Consider the following 22,915-nt stretch of genomic DNA (forward strand, 5'->3'; position numbering starts at 1 on the left):
TTGATGTCTGGATCATCATGGTTCGATATTAATCACTCAAACCACTAATCAGTTCTTCTGCTAGCATATGGCTTTCCAACACTTTTCCAGCTTGTATAGCACACTCCTCCGGACGATGAATATGCTCCAGAAAATGATTCACCACCCCGGTGAATCCCCGTCTTTCCAATATTGTGTCCCAGCTTCCAAAAGTTTGCGTTCGTGATAAATGATTTTTTTGCATGAAAACAGCCTGTTCCATATTCGTGACTTCAACAGACCGTCCTGCCCCGTGAAGCTCCAGCTTCTCTATGTCAGCTCCTGCCTGTCTGCTCATACTGTATGTACCGGCAGCATTCCCCAAACGCAAAGTCCCGAACGCAGCGTCCATATATCCTTCACTTGTTGTATCCAGACTACTTTGCAGTAGCTCATAATTATCGCCACCCAGCCACAGTAGCAAATCAAGCATATGAATTAAATCATCATAAACCGTCTGTGTCGCCGGTCTACGATCATATCCAGTTCGGTGTTTAATCGCCGCACATTGACTGAAACCGCCCACTTCCTCTACCCAAGCTTTTGCAGCCACATAGTGCGGAGCAAAACGTCGATTAAAACCTACCGCCAGCAGTACAGCCTGTGCTTCCGCGAAAGCAGTCATTTCCAGATTCTGACGAACATCATAGGACAATGGTTTATCCACGTATACCGCTATCCCTTTTTCAATACACGCCATAACTAGGTCAAAATGAGCTTCGGTGGCCGCATGTATAAATACAGCTTCCGGCTCCCATGCCAGCATTTCCTTCACGTCCGTCGTTCCTCTTGGTAGTCTATACTGCTCCATAGTAGAACTGACCGGCTCCTGTGAACGGTTCATCACTCCTACAATGTCTACGCCTTGGTGTGCAGCCAGTAACGGCAGATACACTTTACGAGCGATTCCACCTAACCCTGCAATAGCTACTCTTGTCTTGATTTGCTTGTCCATATCGTTCCACCTCTAATCACTCATTTCATCTGTTGTCTAGTTTACATGGAAGTCCGCTGACAAGCAAAGAAAAGAGACTGCTCCTGATCCTGATGGATCTGAGGAACAGCCTCTAAGACTTGAGTATCCAGCTTCAGCCAGATTACTTCAATATAAGTTAGCTTATGCGTGCAACGCTTCTTTTTTTGTTTTCTCACTTTTTACTTTTTTAACACGCATCCCGATGGCTACAACCAGAACTACAATCAAGGCTTCAAAACCGTATTTAACAACTCCATTTGCGAACCAGTGTGCAATTAATGGCTCGGCCACCACCATTTTAGCAGCGGTATACGCTAATACTGCGGCTCCAATCGTGATCACTACTGGGTAACGTTCTGTCAGTTTCAGAATAATCGTGCTTCCCCACACCATGATCGGAACGGAGATTGCCAGACCGAGAATAACAAGTAGCATATTTCCATGAGCGGCTCCCGCAACAGCAAGCACATTATCGAGTCCCATCATTGTATCCGCAATAATAATGGTGCGAATCGCTGCCCACATCTGATTTGTAGCTGAAATTTCATGTTTTTTCTCTTCGACCAACAACTTATAGGCGATATAGATAAGGGCCAGACCCCCAACCAAACGCAATCCATATATTTGCAGTAAGTATGTGACCAGCACTGTAGCAATCACACGAATGACGACTGCTCCGACCGTTCCCCAGATAATGACCTTCTTTTGATTGGCCTTATCAACATTCCGCGCCGCCAAGCCAATTACGATCGCATTGTCACCAGCTAGCACCAGATCAATGATAATAATGGACAATAATGCGGTTAAAAACTCAATTGACAAAAAATCCATACGTTTCTCCCACCTTCTTTGTTTATTTGTTATACTGTACATAGTTCAGCGCTTTATACTAAAAAAAAAGCGCCATTTCGCGGAATCCGGAAACGGCGCTTGACCCAATTTTGGCATCAAAAAAAGACCATTTACCCGGATTCCTAAAATCCTGGCAAAGGTCTCGCTTACAACATTACGTTGCCAATAAAGCCGGGGATTAAGAATCCCGTAATGACGACTTTACTCGCTGAGCTACTCCCCTTTGGGAACTATTCTGTTAGTGGCAGTATAGCATACATTTTTGGGAATGTGAACCCCATTTTTTTCTGTATAAGCAATAAGCCGAACAGGGATATTGAAAGAGGTATATAAATGAAAAAATGGTTACTCCCCGCGGCTTATGTTTCGCTGCTCTGCATCGCGTTTATCTACAGATATGATTGGCTCGCATGGGCAAACAAGCAAACCTCCTTTCCGGTTCTGCTACTGCTCGCATTTTTATTCGCATTAATTCCGTTTATCCCTTACAAGCTGATTATCGCTTCCATTGCTTATGCAGCAGGCGCCTGGCAAGGTGCTTTGATTTGCTGGCTTGGCACTACTTTGGCTGCGTTGGTCGTTTACAGTGCTGTACGTACCCTGTTCCGTGACAAAGGACGTACATATTTGGAGCGTGTTCCCGCACTGGAGCGCTTCAACCAGGTCATGGAGAAAGAGCCTTTTACTGCTGTGCTACTGGCTCGCTTGATTCCAGTCATTCCTCAGGCAGCTGTAAATGTATATGCCGGAGTAGCAGGGTTTCCGTTTTGGAGCTTTATGCTAGGTACAGCGATCGGCAAACTTCCCGCAATTGCAGTGTATGCTTATGCAGGCGGTACCTTTGCGGAACATCCAATCACGGGTTTGCTTATTTTGCTGCTATATACTGCACTGGTAGGTGGAGGGTTTGTACTTTACAGAAAAAGAGTTAGGCGCGCCAACAAAACATAACACCAATGAGTTTGTATCGCTTCTGTAGAATGTTTCATTGCAGTTTTTGGGACACACTACAGCTACGCAACTGAGTACTTTCTGATGTTCCGTTGGATTTTGCAAAAATCCCGTATATAATTTAATTGTAAGCTATTTAAATAACAACTAATTAAACATTCTCAGATTGGAGTGATAAAATATGAGCACCAACAATCCAAATACGGTAGAAAAGGCAACTTTTGCGGGTGGCTGCTTCTGGTGCATGGTCTCCCCTTTTGAGGAAATGCCCGGTATTTTGAAGGTTAGATCTGGATATACAGGGGGACATACCGAAAATCCTACCTATGAAGAGGTATGCTCTGAAACAACGGGACATGTGGAAGCCGTACAAATTACATTCGACCCTCAAGTGTTCCCATATGAAAAACTGTTGGAGCTATTTTGGCAACAGATTGATCCAACGGATGAAGGTGGACAGTTCCACGATAGAGGTTCATCCTACCAAACGGCTATTTTCTATCATAATGATGAACAACGCATCAAGGCAGAGGCTTCCAAAGAAGCTCTCGCTCAAAGTGGCCGTTTTGACAAGCCCATTGCTACATCTATCCTGCCTGCGGCAACTTTTTATGAAGCAGAAGAGTATCATCAGGACTATCATAAGAAGAACCCCGCTCACTACAAACGCTATCGCAAAGGCTCAGGACGTGAAGATTTTATTGAGCAAAATTGGTCTGCCAAGATTGATAAATCCGATCTTAAAGATCGGCTGACGCCTATTCAATACGAAGTAACACAAAAAAACGCAACCGAGCGCCCATTTCAAAATGAGTTTTGGGATCATGAAGCTGAAGGCATTTACGTGGATATCGTATCAGGAGAGCCTTTGTTTAGTTCACTGGACAAATATGATGCGGGTTGCGGCTGGCCTAGCTTTACCCGTCCGTTGCGCAGTTACAATGTCAAAGAAAAGACCGATCTCAGCCATTTCATGATTCGTACCGAGGTGCGAAGTCGCGAAGCAGATTCCCATTTAGGGCACGTATTCGATGATGGTCCAGGTCCAGAGGGTTTGCGTTATTGCATCAATTCTGCCGCGCTACGCTTTGTGCCTCAGGAAGACTTGGAGCGTGAAGGATATGGAGCCTATAAGTCATTATTTGAAAAGTAAGTAGCCGTAAAAATAACGAGGCTGACCCGGAATCTATCTGTATTCGATGATCACGGGTCAGCTTTTTTTTGATATGGTAGCGCATCTACTGATTTAGCTCATCACCCACCCAAGCCAAATGGCTAGCGGTACCAGCAATAGCTGAGCTAATAAAGTTCCTGCCAAACGCGAGATGATCATCCATCCGTACACGCTGTTCATTCGGATTAGGGGCAGCTCCCCTCGTAGCGTTTTTTCTGACAACACCGCCAATCTTGGATCAATTAACAAGGTCAACAATACCGTCGCGACACCATTGATTAAGCCTGACGACATTGACATTGCCGTACCTTGAGCGGGCCATAGGAATGACGCATACAAGGCAGATACCACTCCGGTTGTATAAATTGCGGTAACGGCAATATTTAAAATAATTAGACGCTTGGGGATCACTCCACTGATTAGGGAGGTAAACATGGACCAGCTAGGGCGCTTTATGTAGTAGCCTGCATGCTTCCAGCGATTTCGCCTCATTAAATGACGTATTAAAGCCGGGATAGATCCAGTATTCTCCAAATGTACAATCCATCTGGCTGACATGCGTACTACTGTTGGATACAGTAATATAGCAAGCATAGTCCCAACGGTGGCGGCCAGCAGTACCCCGTGCATATACAGTTCCAGTCTCATATCCGTTCCGCCCAATTGTGCTGCCTCTTTAGCCTGATCGACCATCCCTCCAAGTAAAGGTCCCTGTGCCATATTGGAGGTACGTGAAACCAACAGCAGCATTCCGGCCACGGTTAATGCCAATCCAATCCGACGTGCTCGCAAACCACCAAGCCGAAGAGCATAGGACAAGCTATCGGTAGTATGAATGATGATGGTTAGTAAAAAAACGAAACCCCAGGCAAGCAAATGTTTCACTCCTTTTTCTGGTATTCTGCACACCATTATACGCTTTTTCTTAAGATAAATTTTACAATATATTCATTACTTTAATTTTTGTTTGTCTAAGCCGACAACGGGTAATACATAATACATCATCTGCTAAAAAGGAGTGTGCAACCATGCCTTGGAACAAACATGATTACCCGCCATCCATGAAAAATCTAGAACCCCGTGTGCGAGAAAAAGCCGTTGATATCGCTAACGCTCTACTCCGCGAAGGCTATGAAGAAGGGCGTGCGATTGCGATTGCCACTGCACAAGCTGAGGAATGGAACGATAATCATCCAGCCGCACGAGAATCGCCGAGCAATCAATGAAGAGAGAGACGAACAGCCCATTTCAACCTTTAAATACAAAAATGAATCGGTGGACGAAGCTCAAAGATTTGTAGAATAGCAATAGATTTCTGCAAATATTCATGAACAAAACGGACGTATCCATTCTACTTTAAAGCCTTTCTGATGAAGCTAAATACAGCGAAAGGGTGTCACGTAAGAAGATTTCTCTCCTGACGTAACACCCTTTCCTTATTGACGAAGGCTGTGGACGACCGGCACTGTTTTGGCAACTACCTTTTTAGCGGGAATAGCCGCTGGCAGTACCTTTTTCACAGGTCGGTGCAATTGGAACGTGGTCGTCCATGTAATTATTTTTCCGGCAAGCCACACAGCCAGTATTGTAAACATTGTTTCCTTCACAGGCAGATACAACAGCGATAATCCCAGTACGATGATGTCACTGACGATAAACACATTGCCGATTTTCCATCCGCGCCACTCGCTGATTAGCAGCGACAAAATATCATCGCCCCCGGTTGCTCCACCGAATCGCAGTACGATTCCGGCTCCTAAACCTGTGAGCACCCCACAAAGTAGAGCTGCTATTAGCAGATTTCCATGCAGGTCTATAACCAGAGTCGAATATTTCTCAAATCCTGCATAAAACAGTGAAAAGGCGACGGCTCCGATTAATGCTAGCATCATAAATCTTTTGCCCTTCAGTACCCATGCTAGCAATATGACGGGAACATCAAGCATCAGCATACTCCATGCTGGAGATATGCCAAACGCATAATGACCCAGCAAAGCTAAGCCTGCAAATCCGCCCTCTGATAAATGATTCTGGGCATTAATGTGATAGTACGTAAAAGCTAAAATGCATGTTCCGAGCAACATGACAGCAATCTGTCTCAGTGCTCCATTGTTCACGATAGATTCGTAAGTTTTCCTCATACAGGCTCCCTCGGTTTCTCGTAAGTTTGATGTGGATGAACCCACTCTTACGGAAGCAACCTGGTAAGATGTGCCTGGAGGACTTGGTCCTTCGCATGTACAATCCCCTCTTCCGCAGAGTTGGCTTTCGCAACTTGACGTTACTCCGCGGAAAAGCTAAGTATAAGACAGATCAAATCGTTTCCAAATCGTCCTTTGGGGAAGTATCCTTCGGGGACACATGGTATCCTGATCCTTTCTTTTGTGGAATAAAACTCCGACATTTCTGTGGTGCATATAATTCTATAATTTATTATACCACACCTTGTCACCTGCTAAACAGCTTGCTTTTTTGCTGCACCATATTTTATTTTATGTGTGAGCATGCTTTATTGTATGTGCGAGTTGACGCATTATACCAAAGGTTTGGCGAATACACACTTAATGACCTGAGTGTGTTTTATTTTCACTTGGAGCTATTACCCTTAGTTTGGCTGTTCTGCGCTGATTGGCCATAAAGACGCCCCCGAGTATAAGAACCAGCCCGGTCAGCACGTTCCAGCCGATATGCTCATTCAGAAGTAAAAAGCCCCATACGATGGCACTCACTGGTACAAAATACGTTACCGAAGAAGCGAATTCCGCACTCCCGCGCAAAATCATATAGTTGAACAAGATATATGCTACCCCTGAACCCAAAACTCCTAGTCCTATTAGGGAACCCAATACTCCCGGAACAGAAACGATCGACAAATCTGGTCTGTCTACTATTGCCATCATAATACCACCCCCTGCTGCCGCACCAAACAGTGTCGCAAAGGTAGCCTGATACATAGAAAGATTGGAGAGAAAACGTTTGGAGAGCTGTGTTCCAAATCCGTAGCAGAGAGTCGCAAGCAGCATACATCCAAAACCTACAGGATCAACAGAAATCATAGATGCAGGATTAATACCTAATAAAATAACAATTCCTATAAAAGCGAGACCCATTCCTAACCACTGCAGGCGATGAAATACAGCTCCGAAGAAGACAAGACCCACCAACATCGTCCATATTGGCGTAGTGGCATTTAATACAGAAGCCATGCTGCTAGCTATTCTGGTTTCACTAAAACCAATCAACGTCCATGGTAAAACCATATTTACACATGCTACCAGAATAACCGATTTCCACGGAATGCTTTTGATTTTAAACGGCTTACGCATAAGAAGCATTAATAAGACGATAAAAATAAGACCAAAGCTGGAGCGCAGAAATACAATGGTCCACGGTCCTACTTGATGTAGCAATAACACCTTAATAAACATAAAGGAACCGCCCCAAATAAGGCTCAACAATAATAAAGCTACATATAACGAACGTGACAATATGTAAACCTTCTTTCTCTACTTTCTTAAGTTAAATAGTAAAAAATGACCGCTAGCAGAACACTATCCCCTTCTATGTAAGGTTTTTTATCCATCAGCTTAACACAAACTCTGTTTGACTGTCATCGGTCATATACGATAGAGCCTTTAGACAATGGCACATGGAAGTAGGGCTCCCTGCCACTTTTCCAATAATTGATGATTGCTTTGGCAACAGAAAAATCCCTATGATAAGGTATATTTAGAACATATGTTCTATATACTTATTATATATTGTAATTTCACTCCGCGTAAAGGGGATATTAATGACAAACAAAAAGGTACTTGATAACAAGCATAAAGCTCCTTTGCCTTCTGAAGAAGACGCAGGGCTGATCAAGATGTGTGTACTTCTAACTCTTGTGCTGGATGTGTTGGAACGAGACATTCGTATTATGAATATCTCTCCTCTAAAAATGCCCGATTTGTATATTCGTAGCCTGACTGGAGTACAACAGCGCGTAACTGTTCAATTAGCAGAAACAAAAGCGCGAATGAAAAGACAGGGAGTGAAAATATACAGCGAAATCCGAAATCATGAAGGCGTAGAGGTTTTGTATGTATGCCGCGGTTACCAAAGGCGATTTTTCATGCTTTCATCCTTTGCCCGCAGTGAGGTTCGGCGTAAACTCGGATACTACCTGGGAATTGATCTGACCCAAGACTATGCCCCCTTATAATCTCGCCTTGCCTACTTGCCTAAACAAAGAGAAGATTTTAAAGCCCATTGGTTACATAGCAAATAATTTGGCTCGTATTTTCAAAAAGGAGAAATCTAAAATATGAAAAAAAAGAGCAGAGCCGCATAAAATGCTGGCTCTACTCATAATTACAACAGACTGATCGCCGTGTTGCTTAGTTGTTGGATTGATCAGCCGTTGGTTCAGGATAGATAACCTCGTCAGGCTGAGTTTTTGGAGCACCACTCTGGTTCTCTGATTCAGAAGGTGTCTCCGGTTCGTTTTCAATAGAAGGTTGCGATGTATCTGTTGATGGCACATCGTTATTCTCATCAAGCGGTTCGATCTCTGCATCTGTGTCAGGAACAGCAGGAGCTGTTTCCTCTGGTGGAACCTCCTCTTGATCTGTTGCAGGCACCTTAACCTCAGGGACATCTTCTTTCTTGACCTCTGGTTTGGACGGAACTACTGGTCTAGCAGAACGTGGAAGCTGTTCTCTTCCGACTTCGGTCGGCACATACTTTTGGTTAAACCAGTCAGTCACGAGGTGACCCGATTGGCGAGAATAACGCCCTGGCAGCTTACCTGTAAGACTAGATACTGTAACTTTCACAACGCCTTCCGGCTGTATAAAATGCTTATTCTTAAAAAGCTCAGGCTGGTCCTTGACCGCCTCATTCATGATCAGTGCCCACACAGACTGTGCTCTGGTGTGACCTTCTTGAGATAATGTATTAACCTGTTGGCGATAACCAGCCCAGACGCCTAGCGTAACGTCAGGTGTGTATCCCATAAACCACACATCACCAAAGTTCTGTGTCGTACCCGTTTTACCCGCGATATCAATGGTACCGTAGCTTTTAAAAGCTTTTTGCAGACGTTTGCCAGTTCCTCTCGGGTCTGATATAACGGTTCTGAGCATATCCGTCATCAAAAATGCGGTTTGCTGCGAATATACACGCTTTGTCTGTGGTTTAAATTCATATACAATCTTACCGTTGGCATCTGTAATTTTACTGATCAAGTGAGGGGCATTATACACGCCCATATTGGGAATCGTCCCATATGCTGCGGTCAGTTCTTCGACGGATACCCCCTTACTAAGTCCACCTAGCACTCCTGTTTGAGCATGTTCATCCTGTGGTTGAATCGTTGTAATTCCAAGAGAACGCACAAAATTCCAAGCGTTTGGAATTTTAACTTCATATAAAAACAGCCTCAGTGCAGGGATGTTGATTGACCGATTGAGTGCTTCACGGGCTGTCATAAGCCCTTCATACCTTCTGTTATAATTTTTAGGAATATGATAACCCTTACGTCCGTCTTTCAATATGATTTGTGAATCATCAATAAGACCGGCGGGCTGAGTGTAGCCCTTCTCCAAAGCAGGTAAGTAAGCAGCAATAGGCTTCATGGCAGAACCGGGCTGACGTGTCATTTGAGTTGCATAGTTCATTTGCTCGGTATTAAAATCCCGGCCCTCGATCATACCGAGGATAGCCCCTGTCTTATGATCAATCATGATTGCTGCAATCTGTTCTAGCCCCTTCTTCTTACTGTATGGAGAAAAATTTTGTGGATTGGCTGCAATCTGCCGCATATTGCTATAAATTTTTTTATTTATCGTTGTATAAATTCGATAGCCGGATCGTTGCAACTCTTCTCGCGTATTTTGAAGAAGTTCAGCATGCTCAGGCTTAGAAATCTCGGCTGCTGTGAGATTCGGATTTTGCTGGAGTGCTAACAACTGTGCGGCCTCCCGCTCTGTTTCCAGCATCAAATAAGGGAATGTGTTATAGCTTTTTTCGCGATGTGGAGCAAGAGTCGCTCTCACATCAAATTGAAGCGCCTCGTTATATTCGGACAGCGTGAGTTTGCCTGTTGCCAGCATTCTTCCCAACACAACGCGTTGGCGCTCCATCGCTTTATTGAAACCTTCTTCATCAAAATTCCCTTTACCATCAAAAGCGGAATAAACAGATGGCAGCTGTGGAAGACCTGCCAAATAAGCCGCTTGAGCAATATGAAGCTTATGTAGGTCGCTTACATTGAAAATCCCTAACGAAGCAGACTTGATTCCATACAAATTGTAACCAGCGGAACCATTACCAAAAGGCATTTTATTTAAGTAAGCCGTTAATATTTTGTCTTTGCCCATAAAACGCTCCATACGTAGTGCCAGCAGCATTTCCTTCACCTTTCGGCTGTCCGTTTTATCCAGACTCAGGAAAACTCTTCGGGCTACCTGCTGTGTCAGTGTGCTGCCGCCAGTTTGGCGGTTTTCATTCAAAAGCTTCTGCTTGACAGCACGAGCCGTCCCCTTTAAATCTACACCATGGTGCTCATAAAATTGGCTGTCTTCCGTTGAAATGAGGGCATCCACAATGGACTGAGGAACATCCTTCAGGTCAACGAGCTGTCGGTCCTCCTCCATGCGCATTCTTCCAACCGGAGTTACCTGATCATTAAAAAATACAAAGCTGGTCAGAGCATTCTCATTTACCTTTTCATATATCAATTGACGTGATCGTACAGGTTCATCATGAACCAGTGCCGCCACATAACCGGATATAAGACCTCCGGCAAACAGCACTCCAAGTACACCCGCAAGCGAGAACCACTTGATATTAATCAGCAAAACTCTGCCAAAAATGCGCCACCTACTGCGTTTTTGAGATGATGGTCGACGTTTTGGGTTCATAAAAATGGTTTTCTCCCCTCAATATTCATTCATTTCCACTTGTTTTTGTTCAAGATAATATGATACGCCATGCTAGGTTTCCCGTAAACTGTAATGTTCCAAAAAATACATTTGTATTAGGAACACTTGTTCTGTATATAATACTACTATAAGAGTATACGTTCAAGAATATTTTGGAATATGATCAATTACATATCAGGGGAGGAGACCAACATTGTGAAGGAGCGTGGAAGTAGAACCATATTTCTAGCGGACTGTCAAAGCTTTTACACCAGCGTCGAAAAAGCGGATAATCCCACTTACCAACATAAGCCGCTCGTTGTGGCCGGTGACCCTGCACTTCGTTCAGGCATTATTTTAGCTGCGTGTCCGCTGGCAAAAAAACTTGGTATATCCACTGCAGAACGTCTGGGAGAAGCTGTAAAAAAATGTCCTGACCTTATCATTGTACGCCCGCGCATGCAGCATTATATCGATGTCTCATTAAAAATAACAGAAATTTATAATGAATATACGGATTTGGTTGAGGTTTTCAGCATTGATGTTCTGTTATCATCGAATAAACGATAGAATAATAGTTTACAAATGAATTATTTTGTCGATACAATAGGCTTATTGGTTTCGTTTACATATATTTCATTGTCTACTAAACAGATATAATGTTGGAGGATGATAGAATTTGTTAGCTATTAACGAAGCTAGCGGGATATTGAGGGTGGAAATAGCCAAGGGAAGTAACGATATCCGCTATATGATAACTGAAGGTGGAATCCCCATTTATGATGCCTGTCTTTGGCTTGACTTAGTCAGCATAAACAGCTATTTGACTGGAGAACGATATGCATATGCCCTCTTGAGATATTTCCGATTCCTTAAGAGGCACTCATTAACCCATCGCGAAGTTACGAATAAGAGCATTATTGAAGAGTATATAAAAGACTTATTGGGATTAGATGAGAAAATAATTAATATCGAAAGTCGAATCACATTCACAGCCCTCAATACACACATTACAGTCCTCAAATCCTTCTATCATTGGTTAGAAGACGAGTTAAAGGTCATCAGCAATCCTGTCCTTTTTAACAGTAAAAGAGTAAAAAAACACTTGCTTACAAACACAAAATTACTGTACGGACAAGTATGGGATTATGAAATTGAAGAAAGTGTTTTTAGTAGAGTTACTTATCGAAAAAAAAGGGAGCACTTAAAGTGGTATACCCAAGAGGAAATTAACACTATATCTAATAACTTGAACTCCATTCGTGATAAGGCAATATTCATTATAAGCATTGAAACGGGTATGCGCATAGGTGAAATTCTTGGATTAAAACTGGAACACTTTGATCCCTTTGAGCCGTCCCTGCAAGTTGTTCGTGAATTAAATAGTGACAATCGTGCATTAGCTAAAACACAGGAACGAGTACTAATCATTCCTCAGACATTAGCAGACCTCATACAAACCTACCTCATCACAGAACGCTCTGAATCTGATCTGAGTTCTTCCAATTATCTGTTTTTAAACAATATAGGTGTTTATAAAGGAAGGCCACTTAAAACAAGAAATTTTTTACGCATACTCAAAAATGCTGGTGAAGCAGCTGGACTCTCTAGAACAGAAATTCGAACTCATAGTGGTCGTAGTACCCGTGCTCAACAACTGGTCGAACTCATGCGAGATAATCCCGAATTAGGGATTACACCAACATTTATTGATGAAGAAATGGGATGGAAAAATCCACGAACAGTCAAAATTTATGAAAAGGGCTACTCACTTAAACAAAAAAGAAAAATCATAAATCGGATTACCCCCATACTACTACAAAATATAAAACACCCTTCGGAGGAACAATGAAAATCTATCCAACAACCTCAAATGGTACGTTTTTGCTTCTTAAAGACAATTTATCTTTAGAAATTAGATGGGGAAAATCTCCGGATAGCTTGATCATGTTTGCAAATGAAGTAAAAGACGCTTTAAAAAATCAAGATATAAAAGCTATGGGTTCTCTTTTGAATAAGTATGAATTAATATCCGCAAGAAACATTTATCTAATATCTGAAGTATTCTACCCAGATTTATTTACTGAGCTTGTTTTATACTCCGGAAAGTCTGCTATTAACCAAGGTAAAAGATTCAGCAGAAAATCTTTTTGCAGACAAATTTCGAAAAGAAAGAGTTATCTTGGTTTGGAAATACATCAATTAGAACTCTTGACTAAAGCGATGGAACAATTTATAGATTACACCACTGGTTTATTATCAGATGCTTTCTCACAAAATGAATTCACCATAGTACATAAAATTGTTAAAGTATTGACTTTTAATATGTTTATAAATTTAGCCTGGACTCGCCTACAGCCTCAATTCAAATGCTATATCGAAGCGTGTGCCAATGAGTTATTATTGAGGAAGAAGGAAATCACTTGGAAAGGTATCTGGGATCAAGCTATACATTCCCAACAGGTATTTTTAACGGAGAAGCTAAATGTTGAAATCTCAACACATGTTACCCAACTAGTAAACCATTGGCGTGATAGACAGATGAATTTAAAAAATAAACCCCAAATTGAACTCGGTAATATTTTGTGGGTCATCCCTTCTAAGGATATCCAAGTCATTCGAACTACAACAATTGACTTTACTGATATGAATCCCATCCTCCTGTATGAATTGCAAGAATATTTGTTAGATTGGTATTCAAAAGGTTCCAAGGGGAAGGATATTGCTCGTAGATCCTTTCATATACAAGCCATTGATTTAGCTATCAGACTTTCACGAATTAATTACCAGTCTTTCCTTGATATTTCATATCCTGAAGTTCTTTTGATTGTTGATCTACTACATCAACAAAAAAAGTCTGGTAAAAGAAAATACCGAATTAAAACCATCCACACTCACATATCGGAGGCCCGACTTCTTTTTGACTGGTTATGCAAAAAGAAATCTGAAACACTAATTAAAAACCCTTTCCGAAGATTTAAAATGCATAATGTCGATGGCTTTGTAAAGAATGCTGAGTATATTCCAGAATACGTTATTGACCAAATATCCTCCGCTATATACGACTGCAGTGAAACGGTCCAACGAGTCTGGACAATTCTTATGAATACCGGATTGAGAGCACATGAAATAATTAATCTAGAAGAGGATTGTCTTTATTATGACACAAAGGATAGCTGTTATTATCTTAAAACATTCTCAAGCAAAACATTGAACGCTAAACGAAAAAAAGGGTTAGATGACCACCATACGATACCTATCATAAGTAAACAAGTTGTAGAAATTATTAAAAAGCAAATCGCTGAGACATTAGAATTTCGTAAACAAAGTAATTCAAAATATATATTTATTCGCCCTTCTAACGATAATAGAAAAACTGATCATGCCCCTGTTACTAGGTTTACAGGCATTAATATTTCTGCCGCAATTAACAAATGTATAAGACGTAACAATATTAATGACCACGAAGGGCAACTATGGCACTATACAAATCATCAATGCCGCAAGACCATGGGGGTTAGATTATTGACCGAAGGAAGTTCTATTCAAGATGTTGGAGTAATTCTAGGGCATATAGAAGAAAAAACAACTCGCCAATACTACCAAGATGTTGACAACTTAAAAATAGCAGAAATGGATCATGAACTATTTGAAGCACTATTTGACAGTATTGAGGTAGATGTACGTAATGCTTACTCCTCAGTAGAACTTGAAACTCTTAAACGTGAAATCATGATAGGGTCGCGCGAAACCCCAGAAGGTCATGGAAGCTGTCTAAAGCATGTTTCTTTTGGACCCTGTAAGAAGAAATCTTGTGTTGGCTGCTCCCTTTTACTGACTGGTCCTCAAAAGTTAAATATGTGGAGAAAACTAAGAGATGAACAATCTAAATATTTAGAGTCACTTGCAAATTCAATGATTGCTCAAGGTGTTCAGGATTACAAAACTTATCGAGATTATCAGCAAGAAGACCATCTACTTAACTTGTACCAAGACACTATAAATAAAATTGAAAAATTTATTCTGGAAAGGCTCCCTAATTATGAATCAAACTGAACCCAATATAATTTTGCGCAAAGATAACTCACATAAACTAAAATATATTTTAGTGAATAAAATTGATCAGCTAGGTAATTTTAAATTCTCGGATGATTCTTGGTATTTTTATAGATTGCATAATAATAATCTTCCTCGAGGTAACTATACCATTTACTTTTACCAAGTTCCCGACAAATACAAAGACTGGGTAAAGTTTTACGCTTTAAGCTGTACCTCTGGAACCAGTCAAACACAAAAAAAAGTGTTGAAAATAGCCTATTTTTTAAAATTTCTTCAAAATCACCATAACTCAATTGTTCTTGAGAAAGTTACCCGGACACATATTAATGCATTTGAATTTGAATTAAAGCATTCTGAATTATCTATAAACACCCGTCAGTGTACTTACGCATCAATTCAAGACTTTTTTATTAAATTAAGTGATTTCCCTGAAATGCCCAACGTCTTGCCTGTTAAGCAAATCAATCCTTTTAAACAAAGTCGACGAGGTCGAAAAGAGTTACTTCCCTCAAAAGTATTAAGGGCCTGGGATCGAGCGATGAAAAATGAAAGTTTAGCTATACCTCTTGAGTTAAGGGTGGTCTATTGGTTGCTCCGCTCTTTTCCCAACAGGATTACTGAAGTTTTAAGCCTAAAGCATGATTGTTTAAAGACATTTTTTAGTGAATATGTTCTGCAGATGCCAACTTATAAACAGAACGGCGGTTATTCCGAACCTGAGGTCAAGCAAATTCCAATTATTTATGCGGGTCATGGAAAGTATATAGTGGACTTAATAAAAAAATTGCAATTGCAAACTCAAATGTTCGTCTCCACTTTTCCTCTTTCTAAACACACTAAAAAGGAGTACCTGTTTACAATAAGATATTGGAATTTTGACATTAAAAGAAAAGATTTTTCAATAAGATATAACCGTAATCTTCTTTACAATAATCATCTTCAAAATTGGACAGGTCCTAAAGTAAATGACCTTTTTGAACAGCTAGCCACTATTCTGGATATTAGAGACAGTCAAGGCACACTTGTCATTCCTAAAACGCATTTATTTCGACATCAAGCTGTAAGTGATCGCCTATACACAGTAGGTTATACGATCGAACAAATCCGTAAGTTGACTGGCCATAAGAATCAAGCTATGCCAAACTTTTACACCCATCAACTTATTGAAAAACATAAGGAAATTCATCTTGGTATTTCCGAACTTAAGAATCCTAAAGAAAGTTCTTATGAATTTCGAGGAAAAATTCTAAATTTAGATGAGCGAACAGTGAAGCAATTATCTAAAAATCCAAAGCGCTATTTAACATGGGAGGCTAATGGTAAAAAAGGTGTTGGCATTTGTTCAGATATTACAGGGTGCAATCCAAAGGGCACATCAGTTCATTTTGAATGCTATGCATGCAGTTGGTTTGTACCAAAACTCGATTACTTAGATGATTATAAAGCTGAACTTCTTTACTGGCTTGATGTTATGAATAGAAATGCTGATAATCCTACACGTGTCGCACACTTTGAAAATGCTATTCGTAATGTTAGTTACTTAGAAAGAATTGTAAAAATTTGCGAATCAGGCATTAAAACGTTCCAGGAAGAACTCGTAGGAAATAAACTCGAGAACGAAAAAATATATGTAGATTGGGAGTGAAGTTTTTGATCAATGAAGGACTGATACATGCCCAACAATTAAGACGAAATGACAGTAAGGAGCGAGTTGAATGGGCAGTACAATTCCTAAAAGATTCCGAAGGAAAGCATGCTAAGATAACTGCTGCCAAAATTGCGGAAATTTCCGGTTTAAGCAGAGCAGTATTATACAAAACACATTTAAGAACGCTATGGGATACAAAGTACAGTTCTTTTACTAACCTGGGCATTAATCATGACCATCTCATTGAACAACAACTAAAAGGACTACAGGATAAATTAGCGCATCTAGAACTGCAATTAGAAAAAAAAGAAAAACAGCTGGAGCGTTCATTCAAAGAAAATGAAAGAGAAAAATTGCGAGCACGAGTATATCGAGAAGACTATGAAGAATTAAAAGATAGGCATCAGAAACTTCTATACTATAACTTAAAAATACTAAGGAAATTGCATATTCACGGGATTGATACTAAAGAATTGGATGAAATCCATAATGATTTTCAAAAACCATATGAAACTGACAAAAAATAACCTATTTTCTAGGCTCAATGCCAAAATCAGTGCTTGATAATAAAACACTGTGATGTTGGGTTAGTATGGGTTTACGAATTTGTCGGACCCCAACACGCTATAGAAGGTTCTTACAATACCAAATGGTTAAGCAATCACTTAAGCGTGCTGAATCTGAGTGCTTAAAAGGTTTGAGGCTCGGCCAATGCCGGCAGCCTCCTATTCGTTTAGTAAACGGATCATTTTCTGCACAGTATCATTCTCTTGAAGAGGGCGATAAACAGTTAGCTTCAGTTCGGGGGCATCGTAAACTCGAAAGGTGATATGTTCCATAACCATGGTTCCAACACGCGGATGATTGATCATTTTCTTACCAATTGGTGTACCCGATATATCATAGCTCGGCCACCATTGCCTGAATTCGGGGCTGATCTCCATTAACTCCGCGACCAGATCCTTAAACCAGTTTTCCCCTACAAAAGGAGTGCTTGTTGACCGGAATTGCGCCAATAGCCGTTTTGCGTGATTTTCCCAATCCCCAATTAGATTCCGGTAAGCGGGCGAAGCAAAGCATCGCCAAATCGCGTTTCTCTCTTTTTTATCCATATTTTCAAAATCCCCAAAGACCCGCTCGCCCGCTTTATTCCAAAGTAATATATCCCACCGCTGATCTGTCACATAAGCCGGACATCTCTCATATTCATTCATGAAGTTTTGTACGATCGGAATAAGGCTTTCCTCGATCGAAGCCGTTTGTTCTACTGGTAACTGCCCGAGAGCTAGATTGTACAGATGATTCCTCTCCTCGGCATTAAGCTGCATGACCGTTACGAGACATTCAAGTACCTGGGTAGAAACTTGTATATTTTTTCCTTGCTCCAGCCATGTATACCAGGTAAGACCGATGCCTGCAATCTGCGCCAACTCTTCTCTGCGCAGGCCTTGGACTTTCCGTCGCGGTCCTACGGGCAATCCGAATTGTTCAGGAGTAAGTCTGGAACGTCTCGATTTTAAAAACTTTCCTAACTCCCTGCGTTTCTCTTCCTGATCGCTCATGATCAACTTCCTTTCGTTAAAACCATTACTTTTAATACTATGATAAATACGATTCTATTCATAGTATTGCATCTACATTAATCTTACAACTGTAGCAACCCAATTTGAAGACAAAGGAGTGATTGTATTGCACAGTAACGTCAGACCCGGGCTTACGCAAGGTCTGATTGCGCTTATGGCGGCAGCCTGCGGATTTGCCGTAGCGAACGTCTATTTGAACCAGACTCTTCTGGTCGATATAGCCGGAACATTCGGGGCGGCTGAAGCCGAGGCGGGGATCGTGACGACGCTCACCCAGGTTGGTTATGCCCTAGGGAACCTTATGATCGTGCCGCTGGGAGATATTTTCGAAAGACGCCGACTGATTCTTGCCTTGCTGGGTGTGGCAAGCCTGTCACTGGTATCAGCGGCTCTCTCCGGTTCGCTTACATGGTTGATCGTCAGTAATTTCTGTCTTGGCTTAACCACGGTAATTCCGCAAATTATCGTTCCTTTGGCCGCAGGGATGGCGGATGAACGCAATCGCGGAAAAGTGCTGGGGACGGTAGCCATCGGACTGGTCTGTGGCATATTGGGAGCCAGACTTGTCAGCGGCTTGGTGGACAGCTTGTGGGGATGGAGAAGCATGTACTGGATTTCGTTCGGATGCATGCTTCTGCTTGCCCTACTGATTCGGCTGCGCTTTCCCGTAAGCAAAGGAACGGCCTCATTACCTTATCGAAGACTTCTTCTTTCCCTGGGGCCTCTATTTATGAAAGAAGACGTGCTTCGGCGTTCTTGTTTAAGTCAGGGGATGATTTTTGGATCCTTTAGCGTATTTTTTACGACAATAGGATTCCTGTTGCAAGCGCCCCCTTACTCTTATAGTAGCGCTGTCGTCGGTCTGGTCGGACTGGTAGGAATCGGTGGCGCGATCGCTACACCTATAATCGGAAGGGTCATCGATAGAAAGGGTGCTTCTTTCGCTAACAAAATGTGTATGCTTGCGGCTATGATCTCCTTCCTGATCGCCGTGACAGCGGGACACTGGCTACCGGCTTTGATCTTGGCCGCTTTTTTGTTGACGGTCGGAACACAGGCGAATCAGGTAGCCTGTCAAGCTAACATTTTCAACCTCTCCGCTTCCGCGCGAAGCCGATTGAACGGGCTGTATATGGTTTGCACCTTCCTGGGGGGAGCATTGGGATCCTATTTAGGTGTATGGGCATGGACCCGGTGGCACTGGACGGGGGTTTGCATTTGCGGCATGGTCATGATTGCGGCCGGGATGAGCGCTGCTCTGGAGAACAAAAAACGGCGGGAACAGTCACAAACGATAAGTTCATGAAGAAAGGGATGGATCTAGCATGACATTTGTTGATGAAAACTACAAAAAAGGAATGGAAGTTTTGTCTAAAATCGATGGTGAAAATTATAAGGCCATCGTGGACAGCTTTCAGGATTCCGTAGCACCGGATCTGGGCAGATTGGCCGTAGAATTTAACTATGGGCAAATTTTTTCCCGTCCCGGCTTAGATTTGAAATCGCGCCTTCTTGCCACCGTGGCTGGTCTTACAGCCATGGGAAATACGCAGCAGCTGAAATTTTACATCAATGGCGCGTTAAATGTAGGGTGGACAGAAGAGGAGATCGTCGAATGCATGATGCAAATGATCATCTACGCGGGATTTCCGGCGGGGTTAAACACGATACTTACCATCGCAGCAGAAGTATTTGAAGAAAGAAAACATAAATCAAAATAACCCATTATCTTTGGACCTCTGGGAGGCATAAATTGGCAGGGACGATCGCTTGCCAAAGAAACCGACCGAGCTGCTACAGAAGCAGCCGCAAGACACATACACGGCGAACTATCCATAGCGCAAGAATAACCAACACGGTTTATCCGGGTTGGTTATTCTTTTGGAAGGCAGGCTAGTTGAACAAAACAAAGGAATGGATAGTTTGAAAATCCAGTATATCAATGAACTGCTCGACATACCAGAGCTAAAGACTCACCAAATTTTGTCCATTGATCGCGATGAACTTCATATAGAAACCCTGCCATTGAGTGACAAGCAATGCTGCCCGATTTGTAAATCCGATCAAAACGTTATTCGTAAAGGAAGTAACAGTATGCGGACCGTTCAGCATCTTCCTGTGTTTGAAAAGAAAACCTATCAGCACGTGCCGTCCATTCGCATGTATTGCATAGCTTGTGAGATTGGGTTTGTTTGGGTGTACGCATTTGTCGGACCCAAACAGCGTTACAGCAAGCTCTTTCGCTCCCATACTATCGAACAGACTCTTGGGTCAACGGCAACTCATAGCTCCCGCATGCATCAAGTACCCGCTAGCACCGTACAGCGTATGCATAACGAGGCGGTCCCGGCTGAATACGAGCGGATCTACGAGCAAGTTTGGGGAGAAGCAAAAGAAGCAGAAAACCTGGTTTTAGGTATCGATGACTTTGCCAGCAAAAAAGGTCATACCTATAACACGGGCATACACAATCTCAGAGGCGAGACGATGCTGGATCTGCTGCCGGGTCGAAAGCTAGAGGATCTACGGACGTATGTCAAAGAAAATCCTAGCTTCCTTTTACTAACCCCCAAAGCGGTGATCATGGATCTAGCTCAGGCTTACCATACTTGGGTCAGCGAATGCTTTCCGAATGCGATTCGTATTGCAGATCGGTTTCATGTTCACGGTTATGTGATAGAAAGTGTACAGGAAGTTCGTAAAAGCGTCCAGCGTACGCTGTCGCCGCTTGCAAAGGCTTATCTGAAAGCTGGTCATCGCTTGCTGAATCCGCCTGTAGAAACGCTTGGTGAGGAAAGGTAGAAAGCGCTTGGAAGTGCTGCTAAAATACTCTCCGCTTCTTCAAAGCGTGTGGGAATGGAAAGAAGCGTCCACTAATTGGTATGACTGCTCACCTAATTTTACCGTTGCCAAACTGGGGTTTGAGCGTTGGTGCGAACAAGGCGATCAAATTGACCACGCCGCCATTCGAAGCGCCCTCAAGACGATGCGTAATTGGAAAGAAGAGATCGTGAACTATCATCAGTGACGCTGGATTAACGCGATAGTAGAAGGCCGCCATAATCGCATTAAAGTCTTTCAACTCCGTCATTATTTCACACGAAATCACAGTCGCTATAAAGCAGGTATTCTCATCGAATGCAACCGCTATCAGATGTTAAGCTAACAATCAAGCACTGATTTTGAGATTGAGCCATTTTCTATAGATTATTTTTTTCTATATGAGAATCAAGTGTAACCAAAACATGATGAACTATTTGTTGGATCATACGGATCTCCTGAGCTGACCTGTTAACCAACAAATCATTTAAACCATCCAGAGCGGATTCTCTCGCTCTTTCATCTTCAGAGAGGTAATTGTCTTTATAGTACTGAAAAAAATCGTTTGGAGCGGAATCTAGTGCCTCTAAAATTCTCTCTAATGTGTCCAAAGAGATATTCCGTTCCCCTCGCTCTATCGCACCAATATAAGGCTGGGGTAAACCAACTTTCTCTCCTAACTGTTCTTGAGTATAATTTCTGTTTTTTCGGATAGTTCTTATTCGTTCTCCTACATATGCAGTGATATGTACCTCCACAGCAACCACCTCTCTTTAAAGAGTAGGTAAGTTAGCACAAGGGATACAGACACTCATGTTATATATTGTTATTTGAAATTATATGTTTTAAGGTCTATATTACTTTTTATGAACTGCGCTAAGTGAATTTTTTTAGAAAAGGTGACTAAACTTCTATGAATAGCTTACCAAGACCTATTGTCATTGAAAATGTACTTCAGTATAAAATGCGAGGAAAAGTGGCTTATCAGAGTTACTTACCCTCATCTACTGCACTGAGTGTCACTTATGTTAAACATTATGATCATCCAGCTGGAAAAGGCTATCAACGGCCTATTGATACTAAAAGAAGCACGGATTTTGCAATTTATTTATCCAAAGGCGACGACGCTCTATTCACCCCAATTTTGTTGAATGCAGCTGGAGGTTGGGAATTCTCTGCATATGATAACATTAGGACAAACTATGGACGGCTTGTATGTAAAGGAAAAGCATCCCTTATGGATGGACAACATCGTTTGGGAGGGATCGAACGGTATATCCAAGAGACAAATTCCGAGCTTAACATTCCATTTCTGGCATTTCATCATCTTGATGACGATGAAGAAATTCAATTATTTGATACCATTAACACAAAAGCAAAAGGAATTGGGACATCTTTGAGCAAATATTTACGTCGTAATTCAGATGAGTATAGCTGGATTGCAACTGAACTAATCACTAGACCTGAAAGCCCATTCCATAACATTGGTAGTATCATTGGTAAGCGTACACGGGGGCGTCATATCACACTCCAAAATTTATATCGAACGCTTCAGTTTTTATTCAAGGAACAAAAATTACTTGGAAAGAGTAACGAAGAAAAATACCAGGTTGCACTAAACTACTATCGATCCGTTAAAGATATTTTTTCAAAGGAATGGATCGACTATGGAGAATATCGAATAACTCATATCGTCTGTCTTGATGCCCTTTCAATCGCTGGATCCAAGCTTTTAACAAGGTGTATAAATGATCGGGGAAGAATAGACTATAATCAGATGGATAAATACGTAAAAAAACTTAGCACAATGAACTGGTCGTCTGACGGCCCATTAAAGTATGTAAAAGGTGTAAGTGGTTCAAAATCTTTAGCTGTTGATCTAATTGACATTATGTCATTAGAGTAAAATAAAAAAACTACACCCAT

19 protein-coding genes and 2 pseudogenes are annotated in these 22,915 nt (G+C 41.8%); 13 read left to right on the top strand and 8 right to left on the bottom strand.

What is annotated here, in order from left to right; genetic code table 11:
- Positions 1–28 precede the first annotated feature (28 nt).
- Together EGM68_RS15715 and EGM68_RS15720 are read right to left on the bottom strand one after the other, a co-directional pair.
- The gene (locus tag EGM68_RS15715; RefSeq protein WP_129549544.1) at positions 29–973 is read right to left on the bottom strand and encodes a Gfo/Idh/MocA family protein; all 945 of its coding nucleotides are present in this window, start codon (positions 971–973) and stop codon (positions 29–31) included.
- Positions 974–1,135: 162 nt separating this feature from the next.
- Positions 1,136–1,825: a TerC family protein gene (locus EGM68_RS15720; RefSeq protein WP_040103425.1), complete on the bottom strand. Its 690-nt coding sequence runs from the start codon at positions 1,823–1,825 to the stop codon at positions 1,136–1,138.
- Between the two features lie 354 nt (positions 1,826–2,179).
- On the opposite strand from EGM68_RS15720, the gene EGM68_RS15725 reads away from it, so the two are divergent.
- Both EGM68_RS15725 and msrA read left to right on the top strand, forming a co-directional pair.
- Positions 2,180–2,797, top strand: coding sequence for a TVP38/TMEM64 family protein (locus EGM68_RS15725; RefSeq protein ID WP_058711553.1), 618 nt, complete (start codon positions 2,180–2,182; stop codon positions 2,795–2,797).
- A 181-nt stretch (positions 2,798–2,978) separates the two neighbouring features.
- Positions 2,979–3,950, top strand: a complete 972-nt coding sequence (msrA, locus tag EGM68_RS15730; RefSeq protein ID WP_013371823.1) for a peptide-methionine (S)-S-oxide reductase MsrA — start codon at positions 2,979–2,981, stop codon at positions 3,948–3,950.
- A 93-nt stretch (positions 3,951–4,043) separates the two neighbouring features.
- On the opposite strand, the gene EGM68_RS15735 is transcribed toward msrA, so the two are convergent.
- Positions 4,044–4,847 (bottom strand): lipid II flippase Amj family protein, encoded by an 804-nt coding sequence (locus EGM68_RS15735; protein ID WP_025674972.1) that lies wholly within the window; start codon positions 4,845–4,847, stop codon positions 4,044–4,046.
- Between the two features lie 152 nt (positions 4,848–4,999).
- Between EGM68_RS15735 and EGM68_RS15740 the strand changes: the two genes are divergently transcribed.
- Complete coding sequence (locus EGM68_RS15740; RefSeq protein ID WP_013371825.1) at positions 5,000–5,197, top strand: DUF2188 domain-containing protein; 198 nt, start codon at positions 5,000–5,002, stop codon at positions 5,195–5,197.
- Positions 5,198–5,407: 210 nt separating this feature from the next.
- Here EGM68_RS15740 and EGM68_RS15745 read toward each other — a convergent pair whose 3' ends face one another.
- Positions 5,408–6,112, bottom strand: a complete 705-nt coding sequence (locus EGM68_RS15745) for a YitT family protein (RefSeq protein WP_013371826.1) — start codon at positions 6,110–6,112, stop codon at positions 5,408–5,410.
- 420 nt (positions 6,113–6,532) lie between these two features.
- Positions 6,533–7,459, bottom strand: coding sequence for a DMT family transporter (locus EGM68_RS15750; protein ID WP_040103421.1), 927 nt, complete (start codon positions 7,457–7,459; stop codon positions 6,533–6,535).
- Positions 7,460–7,764: 305 nt separating this feature from the next.
- Here EGM68_RS15750 and EGM68_RS15755 point away from each other — a divergent pair, with 305 nt between their 5' ends.
- The gene (locus EGM68_RS15755) at positions 7,765–8,178 is read left to right on the top strand and encodes a YhjD family protein (protein WP_040103420.1); all 414 of its coding nucleotides are present in this window, start codon (positions 7,765–7,767) and stop codon (positions 8,176–8,178) included.
- 175 nt (positions 8,179–8,353) lie between these two features.
- On the opposite strand, the gene EGM68_RS15760 is transcribed toward EGM68_RS15755, so the two are convergent.
- Entirely contained in the window at positions 8,354–10,879 is a 2,526-nt protein-coding gene (locus tag EGM68_RS15760) for a transglycosylase domain-containing protein (protein ID WP_040103419.1), read from the bottom strand.
- A gap of 180 nt (positions 10,880–11,059) precedes the next feature.
- On the opposite strand from EGM68_RS15760, the pseudogene EGM68_RS15765 reads away from it, so the two are divergent.
- From EGM68_RS15765 to EGM68_RS15785, 5 genes and pseudogenes are all read left to right on the top strand, one after another.
- Positions 11,060–11,422: pseudogene (locus EGM68_RS15765) on the top strand (Y-family DNA polymerase); the annotation flags it as partial.
- A gap of 136 nt (positions 11,423–11,558) precedes the next feature.
- A complete protein-coding gene (locus tag EGM68_RS15770) occupies positions 11,559–12,731 on the top strand; it encodes a tyrosine-type recombinase/integrase (protein ID WP_240664053.1) in 1,173 nt (390 codons plus the stop codon).
- Positions 12,728–14,935: a site-specific integrase gene (locus tag EGM68_RS15775; RefSeq protein ID WP_129549545.1), complete on the top strand. Its 2,208-nt coding sequence runs from the start codon at positions 12,728–12,730 to the stop codon at positions 14,933–14,935. The genes EGM68_RS15770 and EGM68_RS15775 overlap by 4 nt, the downstream gene beginning before the upstream one ends.
- Positions 14,922–16,583 carry a tyrosine-type recombinase/integrase gene (locus tag EGM68_RS15780; protein WP_129549546.1) on the top strand — a complete coding sequence of 554 codons (1,662 nt, stop codon included), beginning with the start codon at positions 14,922–14,924 and terminating at the stop codon, positions 16,581–16,583. Before EGM68_RS15775 ends, EGM68_RS15780 begins: the two co-directional genes overlap by 14 nt.
- A gap of 5 nt (positions 16,584–16,588) precedes the next feature.
- Positions 16,589–17,113, top strand: a complete 525-nt coding sequence (locus EGM68_RS15785; RefSeq protein ID WP_129549547.1) for a hypothetical protein — start codon at positions 16,589–16,591, stop codon at positions 17,111–17,113.
- 198 nt (positions 17,114–17,311) lie between these two features.
- Here EGM68_RS15785 and EGM68_RS15790 read toward each other — a convergent pair whose 3' ends face one another.
- Positions 17,312–18,148, bottom strand: a complete 837-nt coding sequence (locus EGM68_RS15790; protein WP_129549548.1) for a helix-turn-helix transcriptional regulator — start codon at positions 18,146–18,148, stop codon at positions 17,312–17,314.
- 175 nt (positions 18,149–18,323) lie between these two features.
- Here EGM68_RS15790 and EGM68_RS15795 point away from each other — a divergent pair, with 175 nt between their 5' ends.
- From EGM68_RS15795 to EGM68_RS26410, 3 genes and pseudogenes are all read left to right on the top strand, one after another.
- Complete coding sequence (locus EGM68_RS15795; protein ID WP_129550336.1) at positions 18,324–19,475, top strand: MFS transporter; 1,152 nt, start codon at positions 18,324–18,326, stop codon at positions 19,473–19,475.
- A 19-nt stretch (positions 19,476–19,494) separates the two neighbouring features.
- The gene (locus EGM68_RS15800; RefSeq protein ID WP_129549549.1) at positions 19,495–19,890 is read left to right on the top strand and encodes a carboxymuconolactone decarboxylase family protein; all 396 of its coding nucleotides are present in this window, start codon (positions 19,495–19,497) and stop codon (positions 19,888–19,890) included.
- Positions 19,891–20,092: 202 nt separating this feature from the next.
- Positions 20,093–21,335: pseudogene (locus EGM68_RS26410) on the top strand (ISL3 family transposase).
- 34 nt (positions 21,336–21,369) lie between these two features.
- On the opposite strand, the gene EGM68_RS15810 reads toward EGM68_RS26410, so the two are convergent.
- On the bottom strand, positions 21,370–21,747 hold the full coding sequence (locus EGM68_RS15810) for a helix-turn-helix domain-containing protein (protein WP_165264045.1): 378 nt from the start codon (positions 21,745–21,747) through the stop codon (positions 21,370–21,372).
- Between the two features lie 155 nt (positions 21,748–21,902).
- On the opposite strand from EGM68_RS15810, the gene EGM68_RS15815 reads away from it, so the two are divergent.
- On the top strand, positions 21,903–22,895 hold the full coding sequence (locus tag EGM68_RS15815; protein WP_129549551.1) for a DGQHR domain-containing protein: 993 nt from the start codon (positions 21,903–21,905) through the stop codon (positions 22,893–22,895).
- Positions 22,896–22,915: the final 20 nt, after the last annotated feature.

It is taken from the genome of Paenibacillus sp. M-152 (assembly GCF_003856555.1).
Classification (GTDB): domain Bacteria; phylum Bacillota; class Bacilli; order Paenibacillales; family Paenibacillaceae; genus Paenibacillus; species Paenibacillus polymyxa_C.